9 protein-coding genes are annotated in these 11,537 nt (G+C 71.8%); 3 read left to right on the top strand and 6 right to left on the bottom strand.

The genetic code is table 11. From position 1 onward, the window contains the following. Positions 1-33 precede the first annotated feature (33 nt). The 3 genes from thiI to macS form a co-directional block, all read right to left on the bottom strand. Positions 34-1,236: a tRNA uracil 4-sulfurtransferase ThiI gene (gene thiI, locus ABD817_RS07630; protein ID WP_344916430.1), complete on the bottom strand. Its 1,203-nt coding sequence runs from the start codon at positions 1,234-1,236 to the stop codon at positions 34-36. Positions 1,237-1,372: 136 nt separating this feature from the next. Beyond that, positions 1,373-2,002, bottom strand: a complete 630-nt coding sequence (locus tag ABD817_RS07635; protein WP_344917236.1) for a response regulator — start codon at positions 2,000-2,002, stop codon at positions 1,373-1,375. Positions 2,003-2,198: 196 nt separating this feature from the next. Then, entirely contained in the window at positions 2,199-3,317 is a 1,119-nt protein-coding gene (macS, locus tag ABD817_RS07640) for a MacS family sensor histidine kinase (protein ID WP_344916433.1), read from the bottom strand. A gap of 78 nt (positions 3,318-3,395) precedes the next feature. On the opposite strand from macS, the gene ABD817_RS07645 reads away from it, so the two are divergent. Beyond that, positions 3,396-4,253: an MHYT domain-containing protein gene (locus ABD817_RS07645; protein ID WP_344916435.1), complete on the top strand. Its 858-nt coding sequence runs from the start codon at positions 3,396-3,398 to the stop codon at positions 4,251-4,253. A gap of 536 nt (positions 4,254-4,789) precedes the next feature. Here the strand turns inward: ABD817_RS07645 and ABD817_RS07650 are convergent. Continuing rightward, a complete protein-coding gene (locus ABD817_RS07650) occupies positions 4,790-5,815 on the bottom strand; it encodes a 6-phosphofructokinase (RefSeq protein WP_344916437.1) in 1,026 nt (341 codons plus the stop codon). 244 nt (positions 5,816-6,059) lie between these two features. Further along, positions 6,060-7,031 (bottom strand): lactonase family protein, encoded by a 972-nt coding sequence (locus tag ABD817_RS07655; protein WP_344916439.1) that lies wholly within the window; start codon positions 7,029-7,031, stop codon positions 6,060-6,062. A gap of 154 nt (positions 7,032-7,185) precedes the next feature. Here ABD817_RS07655 and ABD817_RS07660 point away from each other — a divergent pair, with 154 nt between their 5' ends. Then, positions 7,186-8,106: a bifunctional helix-turn-helix transcriptional regulator/GNAT family N-acetyltransferase gene (locus tag ABD817_RS07660; RefSeq protein ID WP_344916441.1), complete on the top strand. Its 921-nt coding sequence runs from the start codon at positions 7,186-7,188 to the stop codon at positions 8,104-8,106. Positions 8,107-8,437: 331 nt separating this feature from the next. Here ABD817_RS07660 and ABD817_RS07665 read toward each other — a convergent pair whose 3' ends face one another. Beyond that, the gene (locus ABD817_RS07665; RefSeq protein ID WP_344916443.1) at positions 8,438-10,633 is read right to left on the bottom strand and encodes an MMPL family transporter; all 2,196 of its coding nucleotides are present in this window, start codon (positions 10,631-10,633) and stop codon (positions 8,438-8,440) included. 90 nt (positions 10,634-10,723) lie between these two features. Here ABD817_RS07665 and ABD817_RS07670 point away from each other — a divergent pair, with 90 nt between their 5' ends. Continuing rightward, entirely contained in the window at positions 10,724-11,470 is a 747-nt protein-coding gene (locus ABD817_RS07670) for a TetR/AcrR family transcriptional regulator (protein ID WP_344916446.1), read from the top strand. Positions 11,471-11,537 lie beyond the last annotated feature (67 nt).

Raw genomic sequence — 11,537 nt, forward strand, 5'->3', positions numbered from 1 at the left:
TCTCGGCCCCCTCGGGAGTACCCGAGGGGGTCCTCAGGCGTCGAGCCTGTACTCCTGCAGAGACCCGGCCAGCTGGACGGCGAGCTCCTCGGCGTCGAGGCGGCGCTCGATCTTCTTCAGGTCGACGATCTTCGCGGCGGTCTCGGCCCGGCGGGGGGCCAGGAGCGTGCAGCAGTCCTCGTCCGGCAGCTCGGAGATCGCCAGGGTGCCGATGCGGCGGGCCTCGGCCATGATCTCGGTCTTGTCGAGACCGATGAGGGGGCGCAGGATCGGCATGTCGACGGCGTCGTCCTGGGCGGTGATGTTCTGCAGGGTCTGCGAGGAGACCTGTCCCAGGGAGTCGCCGGTGACCAGTGCCCCGGCGCGCAGGCGGCGGGCGACCTCCTCACCGGTCTTCAGCATCAGGCGCCGCTGGGTGATGATCGCCAGGCGCTCCTGACCCGACGCCTTGATCGACTGCTGGGCCTTGCCGAAGGGGACGACCCACAGCCGGGACCCGCCCTGGAACTTGTCGAGGGCCCTGACCAGCGCGTACGCCTTGTAGATGGACTCGGAGGTGGTGAAGGGGATGCCGGAGAAGTGCAGGAAGTCGACCCGCAGGCCACGGCGCATCATCCGGTAGGCGGCCACCGGGGAGTCGATGCCGCCGGACATCAGCACCAGGCCCCTGCCGCTGGTGCCGACCGGCAGCCCGCCCTGGCCCGGCTGCCCGCCGGTGAAGACGAACGCCTCGTCGCGGTCGATCTCGATGGAGACGACCAGCTCGGGGCTCTTCAGGTCGACCGGCAGGCCGTAGATGTCGTTGAGCTCGCCGCCGACCGAGCGGTCCAGCTGCATCGAGGTGAGCGGGAAGCGCTTGTCGCGGCGGCGGGAGCGGACCGCGAAGGAGACGCCGCGCCTGACGTCGTCGCGGTCGGCCAGCAGCTCGATGGCGGCCTTGGTGATCATCGAGGGGTCCTTCTCCACCCGCCAGGCGCGGTGGACCCAGACCAGGCCGGGGACGTACGAGACGCGCTCGGCGACCGCGTCGGCGATCTCGACGTCGCTGCCGTCCGGCAGGAAGAGCGCGATGACACCGTGGCGCTGCCGTACGTCGACCTTGACGCCGACGTCCTTCAGGGCGGCCTTGATGTTGGCCTGCAACCTGCGCTCGAAGAGCTCGCGGTTGTTGCCCTTGAGGACGACCTCGCCCAGTTTGAGCAGAACGCAGGGCTCGCCCAAGGCGGACATGGTCATGGTGCGACCTCCGGTGGAGCTTCGAGGGGAACGGGGAGTCATGAGGACGCCGGAGAACCGGCGCCGGGGAGTCACAGTCAAGTCTCTCGTGTGCCCACGCAAAGACAACGTCTCGACCTTGTCACTTTAGTCGCGCCTACGACCCGTCGAGGCCCTGCTCGATCGCGTAGCGGACCAGTTCCACCCGATTGTGGAGCTGGAGCTTGTTCAGCGTGTTCTGGACGTGGTTCTGCACCGTCCGGTGGGAGAGCACGAGACGCTCGGCGATCTGCTTGTACGACAGGCCCTTGGCGACCAGGCGGAGCACCTCGGTCTCCCGCTCGGTCAGGCGGGGCGTCGCCTCGGGCGCGGGCCTGGCGGCGAGCCTGCGGTACTCCCCCAGGACGAGTCCCGCCAGGCCGGGGGTGAACACCGCGTCGCCCTCGGCGGTGCGCCGGACCGCGTCGAGGAACTCCTCCTTGCTCGCGGATTTCAGGAGATATCCGGACGCGCCCGCTTTGATGGCCTCCAGGACGTCCTCCTGCTCACCGCTGGCCGACAGCACCAGCACCCGGGGCGGCGGCTCCGACGCGGCCAGCCTCCTGGCCACCTCGACCCCCGGCAGGTCGGGCAGTTGCAGGTCGAGCACGACCAGCTCGGGCCGGACCGCCGCCGCCACCCGGACCGCCTGCCGCCCCTCCCCGACCGTGGCCACGACCTCGTATCCGGCCTCGGCCAGATCCCTGGCCACCCCGTCCCTCCACATCGGGTGGTCGTCCACCACCATCACGCGCATTGGCCAACCTTAGAACCGTTCCCCCCGCCCGGTCAGCCTTCCTCGCGCCCCGCTTCCCCGCCCCGGCCCCTCGCCTTCCGCGCATCCGGTGTCCCGGCCTCCCGGTGCATCCGCGCCCCGTACGCGACGCCCGTAGGCGGGAAGTGACCCGGCGCCCCCGCGACCCCGGCGACCTCCACGACACGGCTTAACCGACCTGACCGGCCGGGACCGACATCTCGATCTCGGTGCCCCGGCCGGGGCCCGAGATCACGGTGACCGTGCCGCCGAGGTCGGCGATGCGGCCCCGGATGGACTGCGCGACGCCGAGCCGCCCGTCGGCGGCGGCCTCCTCCAGGCGTCCGGGCGCGATGCCGGGCCCCTCGTCCCTGACGGTCACGGTGACCAGCCCGCCGTCACCCTCGGCGAAGACCCACGCGGGCGCCCGCGCCCCGCAGTGGCGGGTGACGTTGTCCAGGGCGGCCCCGACCGCGGCGGCCATCTCGGCCGCGGTGGCCGCGGGCAGGGTCAGCGGGGTCGCCGGGGCGGAGACGGTGACCGTGGCCGAACCGTACCTGTGCAGCAGGACGCACAGGTCGGCGGTGCCGAGGGCGGACGTCTCCGGCCTGAGCCTGACCAGCTCGCGCAGGGCCGCCTCCTGCTCGCCGGCGAGCCTGCCCAGCTCGGCCGCCTCGCCGCCGATCTCCTGCCCACGCCGCTGAACCAGCGCCAGCACCTGGAGCACCGAGTCGTGGATCCCCCGGGCGAGCCGCTCCCGCTCCCGCCCGGCCGCCTCCAGTTCGATCGCTCGCTGCATGCGCTCCTCGGCCTCCTTGGCCAGCCGGGCCACGTGCCCGACGACCACCCCGGCGAGGAAGAGCAGGACGGTACCGTTGATCGGCAGCATCTCGAAGCCGCCCCAGGGGACGCCGCGCAGCCACAGGTCGGCCAGCGAGACGATCAGCGCGGCCACGGCCCCCAGCCGCCGCCCGCCGTACACCCCCCAGGCGAGGACCGCCCCGCCCATCCAGGTGCCGGTGATCGGCAGGCTGCCCTGCTGGTAGGCGCCCTGCACGGCCGGGGTGGCGAGCAGGCAGCCCACGGTCACGAGCATGTCTGCGGCGAGCAGCGGCCGGCCGCGGAGCTCCTCGACGGAGTAGGCGAAGATCGTCGCCACGGTCCACAGCGCCATGACGCCGATCACCAGCCAGCCGGTCGCCGGGTGGGCGTACCCCCCGGCGCGGATGAGCAGGACCGCCGCGTACGCGAGGGACGCGACGCGGAAGACCGCGACCGCCCGCCAGAACGAACCTTCGATTCCCGTCACCCGATCGCCCATACCTTTCCCCGGAAAGGCTACGGGCTGCAATAATTCACCGATTTTTCCCTCGCGAGAAACTGGAACATGTCCCACGTAGATCACTTCTCCTACGGCCTGCTCACGCCCGTACTGGCCTACGTCGTGTCGAGCGTCGGGTGCGTGCTCGGTCTCCTGCTCACCGCCAGGGCCCGCGCGACGGGGGGCGTGGCGCGCGCCCGCCGACTGGCGGGCGGGGCGCTGTCCATCGGCGGCACCGGCGTCTGGGTCATGCACTTCGTCGCCATGATGGGCTTCACCGTCGACGGTGGCCAGATCCGCTACGACGTACCGCTCACGGTCGGCTCGGCGGTCCTGGCGGCCGTCGCCGTGGGCGCGGGCCTGTTCCTGGTCTCCCGGTGGGGGGAGAGGCCGCTCTCCCTCCTGTCGGGCGGCGTGCTCACCGGCCTCGGCGTGGCGGGCATGCACTATCTCGGCGTGTTCGCGATGAACATATCGGCGCGGGTCTCCTACGACCCGCTGCTGGTCGGGATCTCGGTGCTGATCGCGATCGCCGCCTCCACGGTGGCGCTCTGGTTCACCCTGCGGGTCAGCGGCGCGCTCGCCACCGGCGGCGCCGCGCTGATCATGGCCCTGGCGTTCTGCGCCATGCACTACACCGGCATGTTCGCCCTTGAGGTACGGCCCCTGATCTCGCCGACGCCGGTGGAGGGGGCCAGGGGCGCCGACTTCGTGCTGCCCGTGCTGGTCCTGGTGGGCCTGCTCACCCTCGGCCTGCTGCTGGTCGTCATCCTGTCGCCGTCGGAGCGGGAGTTGGAGAACGACGCCGCCCTGCTGGCCAAGCTGGAGAGCCGCCGCAACGAGAACCGGCTCCGGGAGCCTGTCGTCCCGCCACCCGCTCCCGCGCCGAGGGGTCCGTCACTGTTCGACGCCCGGAAGCGATGATGTACGGCTTGCGCCCCCGCTGGTGCCTGATCAAGGCGCAAGCCGTACATGGAGGGGAATCGCGGGCGACCGCCCTGCCGGGAGGTTAGGGGAGGCCACTTGCAGAACACTTACAGGCACGCCCGGAGACACTTACCAGCGTGCCTGGAGGCACCACCGGTGTGCCCGAAACACACTCACCAGCGCGTCCGGAGACGCCACCGGTGTTCCTGGAAACACTTGGACGGTGTGCCCCCGGAGATACTTGCCGTCGTGCCGGAGCCCGTCGTACCGGAGCCCCGAAGAGACGCCTCGCGGAACGGCTCACGCGCGTGCCCGGAGAGACTCCCGGCACGCTCGCACGCCTTCCCCAGGAGACTCCCCGGCAACGTCCCGAGGACACGTTCGCGGCGATCCCCGCGGCTCCCCGAGGGGGAACGCCGCGGGGCACCCCGGCTGGGCCTCGGGGGCGGATCCCAGCGGATCCCAACGGATCCCAGTCGGTCCAGTGGGTCTCTCAGGGGATCCCAGCAGTTCTCGGCGGATCCCAGTGGATCTCAGCCGAAGAAGACCTCGGCCTCCTCGTAGCGGCTGACCGGCACGGTCTTCAGCTCCTTGGTGGCCTCGTCGAGGCCGACCCGGACGATGTCGGTGCCCTGGAGGGCGACCATCTTGCCGAAGTCGCCGTCCTGCACCGCGTCGATGGCCTGCAGGCCGAACCGGGTGGCCAGCACCCGGTCGAAGGCCGTGGGGGTGCCGCCGCGCTGGATGTGGCCGAGCACGGTGGTGCGGGCCTCCTTGCCGGTGCGCTTCTCGATCTCCTTGGCGAGGGTCTCGCCGATGCCGCCGAGCCGCACGTGGCCGAAGGCGTCGAGCTCGCCCGCCTGCAAAGCCATCTGGCCCTCGACCGGGTGCGCGCCCTCGGCCACGACGATGATCGGCGCGTACTTCGTCTTGAAGCGGGACTCGACGTAGGCGCACACCTTGTCGATGTCGAAGGGCTTCTCCGGGATGAGGATGACGTTGGCGCCGCCCGCCATTCCGGCGTGCAGGGCGATCCAGCCCGCGTGGCGGCCCATGACCTCGCAGATCAGCGCGCGGTGGTGGGACTCGGCCGTGGTGTGCAGCCGGTCGATCGCCTCGACGGCGATGTTGACGGCCGTGTCGAAGCCGAAGGTGTAGTCGGTGGCGTTGAGGTCGTTGTCGATCGTCTTGGGCACGCCGACGACCTTCACGCCCTTGTCGAAGAGCTGCTTGGCCACACCGAGGGTGTCCTCGCCGCCGATCGCGATCAGCGCGTCGACCCCGCCCTTCGCGAGGTTTTCCTTGATCTTCTCAACGCCGCCGTCGATCTTGATCGGGTTGGTCCGCGACGAGCCCAGGATCGTTCCGCCGCGCGGCAGGATTCCGCGTACGGCCTCGATGTCAAGCGGCATGGTGTCGCCTTCAAGGGGGCCACGCCAGCCGTCGCGGAACCCGACGAACTCATGTCCGTGAACGCCCACTCCCTTGCGTACAACGGCGCGGATAACGGCGTTCAGGCCGGGGCAGTCGCCGCCCCCGGTGAGCACTCCGATACGCATGGCATCCTCCGGTAGTGAGTTCGGTGCAAGGTGGCCAGACTAAGTGGCACGGTCGGTCAGGCGACGGATTTTCGCCACCGACGAAACGCATTCTGCCCGCAGATGCAGCCAATGGTCTAGACCAAGGCTAGTAGTCCTAACATGTCGTTTTCCGCGATCGACGGAAGAGCGGCCCGGTTGACCCGGGGACGGGCGCGCGCGTCGGCGGCGGGTCGGAGACCTCGGAAAAGCCCCTGGGAGCACACTACGGCAGGGGCAGCACGCAGGAGGGGGTGCCTACCGCGAAGACCTCCTCCGCGGGACGCGGGACGCCTCCCTTGAGCGGGAGCACGGTGACCTCGTCCGAGCGCTGGTTGGCCACGTACATGTGGCCGTCGGCGACGGCGAAGTGCCTCGGCCAGACGCCGCCGCAGGGGACCTCCGTCACCGGCTCCAGTTCGGGGCCCGCGAAGACCGAGATCGTGTCGGGTCCCCGGTTGGCGACGTAGACGAGGCCGCCGGAGACCTCCAGGTGCGAGGGCTGGTTGCGCCCCTCGCTCCCGCTCGCCGGGACGACGGCGATCTCGCGCCACCCACCCTCGGAGGAGTCGAAGGAGTCGGAGACCTCGTAGACGCGTACGGTGCCGTCCAGCTCTCCCACCACGTACCAGTGGCCGTCCGACCAGGCCATGTGCCGGGGGCCCATGCCGGACGCGAGCCGCACCGGCCCTGCGGGGTGCGGGACCACCTCGTCCCCGACCAGGTAGCGGCGGACCTCGTCGCAGCCCAGGTCGCTCACGTACAGCACCCCGTCGGGGCCGAAGACCGCCTGGTGGGCGTGGGCGCCCTCGCGGTAGGGGAAGATCCACGCCTCGGTCAGGAGGCCGGATTCGTCGATGCCGTGCACGCTGACCGTGCCGTCGCCGTAGTTGGCCACCGCGAGGCGCGTGCCGGTGGGGTCCACCGCCAGGTGGCAGGGGGCCGATCCCTCGCTGGGCCGCTGCGCGAGCGGGCTCAGCGTGCCGTCCCCGGCGCGGGCGAAGACGCCGATCGTGCCGCGCTCGCTCTCCCCCACCGCGTACAGGACCGGGAGGGTGGGATGGACGGCGAGGAAGGAGGGGCCGGAGGCCGCCGTCTCCCCGAGCCGCGCGAGGCTCCCCAGCTCGACCAGGGTGATCCCCGGACCGGACCCGTCGGTGTCCGGGGTGTATCCACCGATGTACGCGACCTCAGCCATCATGCTCCCGCCACGGGTGCGGCCCGCGCCGCCCCCAGCTCGTCATCCGTTCTCGGCCAAAGTGCGAAGCTAGCGCAGCCGACCGCCGGTCTCACAGGGGTCCACGCCGGTCAATTCATTGACTACGTCAACGAATTGGTTGATGCTGTCAAGCATGGAGAGACACGTGGCGGACGTCCGCGCCTTCAACCGCTTCTACACGAGGCTCATCGGCCTGCTCCACCAGGGCGTCCTGGACAGCTCCTACTCGCTGACCGAGGTGCGGGTGCTGTTCGAGCTGGACCGGGCGGGCCGGATGGAGGCGGGCGATCTGCGGCGGCTGCTCGGCCTCGACGCCGGATACCTCAGCCGGATGCTCGGCAGGTTCGAGGGGGACGGGCTGGTGGTGCGCGAGCGGTCCGCCGCCGACGCGCGGCGGCAGGTGGTCGAGCTGACCGCCGAGGGCAGGGCCAGGTTCGCGGGCTTCGACGAGCGCGCGGCGGAGGAGGTACGCGAGCTGCTCGCCGGGGTGACCGACGAGGACCGCGGGCGGCTGGTCGCGAGCATGGCGACGATCGAGGAGATCCTCGGCCGGGCGCCGAAGCGGGAGCGGCCGTACGTCATCCGCCCGCCGCGTCCCGGCGACCTCGGCTGGGTGGTCTACCGGCACGGCACGCTCTACAGCCAGGAGCAGGGCTGGGGGATGGATTTCGAGGCGACCGTGGCCGGGATCGTGGCCGACTACGTGAAAGGCCACGATCCCCGGCGCGAGGCGGGCTGGATCGCCGAGGTGGACGGCGAGCGCGCCGGGTGCGTCTTCTGCGTGCGCAAGGACGACGAGACCGCGCAGCTGCGGATGCTGCTGGTCGAGCCGTCCACGCGCGGCATGGGGATCGGCACCCGGCTCGTGGACGAGTGCGTGCGTTTCGCCAGGGCCGCCGGATACCGGCGGATGGTGCTGTGGACCAGGGACGTGCTGCTGGGCGCCAGGCGCATCTACCAGGCGGCGGGCTTCGAGCTGGTCGAGAAGGAGCGGAGCGGGGGCGACGGGCGCGACAGGGGTTTCGTCGAGGAGATCTGGGCCCGCGACCTCTAAGCCCGTGATCTCTGAGTTCGTAACCTCTGAGCCCGCCCCCCTCCAGGCTCGCAACCTCCCAGCCCGCGACCTGCGGGCCCACGACCCGTGAGACCGCGCCTCGCCGGGGAGACTCGGCCCGATCCCCTCGCGGCAGGCCGGTGGCGCGGGCGCGCCGTGACGGCCCGCGCCCCCTCACCGGACGTGCCCGCCCCTGTCCCGGGCACGTCCGGAGCGAGCAGGCCGGAAGTGTCTCCGCTCGCGTCCGTTGAGCGGACGGCCCGAGCGGCGCCGGGCACGCCGGGGGGTCTCAGCCGGACAGGCCAAGCGCGGCCGAGCATGCCGGGCGGTCTCAGCCGGACAGGCCGATGCGGGCGTGGAGGCGGCGCAGGGGTCCTGGAGCCCACCAGTTGGCCTCACCGGCCAGGCGCATGGCGGCGGGGACCAGGATCGCGCGGATCACGGTCGCGTCCACGAGGATCGCCACCGCCATCCCCACGCCCAGCATCTGCACGAAGACCACCTGCGCGCTCACGTAGGCCGCGAACGACACCGCCAGGATCCCGCCCGCCGCCGTGATGAGGGGGGCACCGCCCTGGAGCCCGGCCACCACGGCCCCCGAGGTGTCGCCGGTCAGGTCGTACTCCTCCTTGATCCGCGACAGCAGGAAGACCTCGTAGTCCATCGAGAGCCCGTACGCGACGCAGAACATCAGGATCGGGATGCTCGGGTCGAGGGTCCCCGTCGGGGTGAAGCCGAGTAGGCCCGACAGGTTGCCGTCCTGGTAGACCCAGACCAGGGCGCCGAACATGACCGACAGGCTGAGCAGGTTGAGCACCGTCGCCTTGAGCGGGATCAGCACGCTGCCCGTCATCACGAACAGCACCGCGAAGGTGACGGCCAGGATCAGCCCGAGCAGCAGCGGCAGCCGTTCGATCACGGCCTGCCGGTAGTCGGCCAGCTCGGCCGGGTAGCCACCGACCAGCACCTCGAACGGCGCCCGCAGCGCCCTGACGTCGCTCACCAGCTGGACGGGGTCCTCCTCCATCAGCTCGGCGGAGGGGACCACCGACAGCCAGGTGCCCCCGGCCCCCGCGAACCGCGACGGGTCTCCGGCGGAGATCCGGACGCCCGCCGCGTACGACCCTGCGGCGGAGTCGACCTGGGCGACACCCGGGAGGCGGGAGAGGGCGGCGGCGTAGCCGGGGACGGCCTCGGGGGGAGCTCCGGCCGCGCCCGTGGAGACGATCTGGAGGGCGTCGGTCTCTTCGGCGGGAAACCCGGCGCGGATCACGTCCGAGGTCTGCCTGGCGGGCGCGGACGCGGGCAGGATTCGGTCGTCGGCGACCCCGAGGCGCAGGCCGAGGAAGGGCGAGCCGAGCAGCAGCAGCACCGCGGTCGCGACCCCGCCGTAGACGACCGGCCGGCGCATGACGCGGGTCGCCAGGCCGCGCCAGAAGGTTCCTCCCGCGGCCTTCCCGGGGTGGCGCGACAGCACCCGGTCGCCGACGGCGGCGAGGATCGCGGGCAGGACGACCACGGCGCCGACAACTCCCCCCACGACGACCGCCACCCCGGCGTAGGCGAAGGAGCGGAAGAAGTCGAAGGGCATGAACAGGAGCACGCTCAGCGAGGCGGCGACCGTCACCCCGCTGAAGATCACCGTACGGCCGGCCCGCTCGACCGCGCGGGCGACCGCCTCGTGCCTGTCCCTGCCCAGCCCCACCTCCTCGCGGAATCTGGCGATCATGAACAGCGAGTAGTCGACGCCCAGGCCGAGTCCCATGGCCAGGGTGAGGTTCAGCGCGAACGTCGACAGGTCCGCGTACAGGAGCGGTATCCGCAGCAGCGCCAGCCCGGCCACCATGGCCAGCGCGCCGAGCACGACCGGCAGCACGGCGGCGAGGACGCGCCGCAGGTGGACCCAGAGCAGCACGAGCACGAGCGGGACGACAACCAGCTCGGCGCGGACGAAGTCCTGCCTGGCCAGCGGCACGGTCTGGCGGAAGACCTCCTCGCCGCCGCCCGCCCTGACGGTGGTCGCGGCGTCGCCGCGCAGGACCTCGGGGATGATCCTCGGCAGGATCTCCGAGCGGACCCGGTTGGCGTCGCCGGGGATGCGGGCGACCACGAGCGCGTGCCTGCCGTCGGCGCTGCGCAGTGTGACGGGGTTGCCCCGCGACCAGTAGGACGCCGTCTCGGCCACGCCCTCGAAGGCCGCCAGCCGGGCGGTGAGCGCCCGCCCGGAGGCGGCGACGGCGGGGGTGTCCACGGTGCCGCTCCTGGCGGTGACCAGGAGGACCAGGTCGGCGCTCCCGGTGCCGAAGCGCGCGGCCAGCTCCGCCTGCGCCCGGTCGGACTCCGAGCCGGGCGCCTCGTACCTGGCCAGGGAGAGCCCGGACACCGTGCCCGCGGCCAGCGCTCCCAGCACGACGGTCCCGAGCAGGGCGAGGACCATCACCAGGCGGCGGCGCCGTACGAGGAGGTGGCCGAGTCGTCTCAGCGGCGGCGCGGGAGGCGCCGCGACCGGGCGCGGGTCAGCTTTCATGATCATCCCCGAAATTCGGTAAACTGCTCGTGTTTTAGGGTTCGAGACAGGAATACAAGTAAATGCTCGTATTTGTCAACGGGATGAAGCATGCCTGAGAAGCGTCCGGTCACCGGACAGCCCGCGGACGACCGGCCCGCGACCGCAGGGCGGCCCACCGTGCGCGCGACCGGTCAGATCGCCACCGACCAGACCGGCAGCCGGGCCGCGCCCGCGCGGCGGACGGTCAAGCGGCAGGCGCGCGGCCTCAGGCGGATGGAGGAGATCCTCGACGCCGCCGAGGAGGTGATCGCCGAGATCGGCTACGCCGACATGACCACGAACGCGGTGGCCGAGCGGGCGGGGATGTCCCCGGGCTCGCTGTACCAGTTCTTCCGCAACAAGGAGGAGATCCTGGACGGCCTGCTCGACCGGTTCACCGAGGGGCGGAGCGCGCACTGGGAGGCCAGGCTCACCGGTGACGTCCTGCGGATGCCGGTGGCCGACCTGATCGACCAGGTGGTGGACGAGATCGTCGCCTACAAGACCTCCCGCCCGGCGTACTGGGCCCTGCTGCACGGCTCGGCCACCGGCGACCGGCTGGCGGCGGCGTCCGAGCGGCTCCACCGGGGCATCGCCCGGCGCATCGCCGGGGTCCTCGCCGTACGCGCGCCACACCTCGGCGAGGAGCGGCGCCTGCTGGTCGCCACGATGATGCTGTCCACCGTCAGGGCGGTGCTCCCGCTGGTCGCGGCGGGACCGCCGGACCGCGCGGCGGAACTGACCGCCGAGCTCAAGGCCCTGCTCACGGGCTACCTGTCGGCCGCCACGGACTCCGGCCGAAAACCGGGCACCTAAGCCACCGGCCCCGAGGGCCCGCCCCGGGGAGCCGTCCATGAACCCCGAGGTCAGGGCCCCACCCCCA

The sequence above is a fragment of the Streptosporangium oxazolinicum genome (assembly GCF_039537505.1).
Lineage (GTDB): Bacteria > Actinomycetota > Actinomycetes > Streptosporangiales > Streptosporangiaceae > Streptosporangium > Streptosporangium oxazolinicum.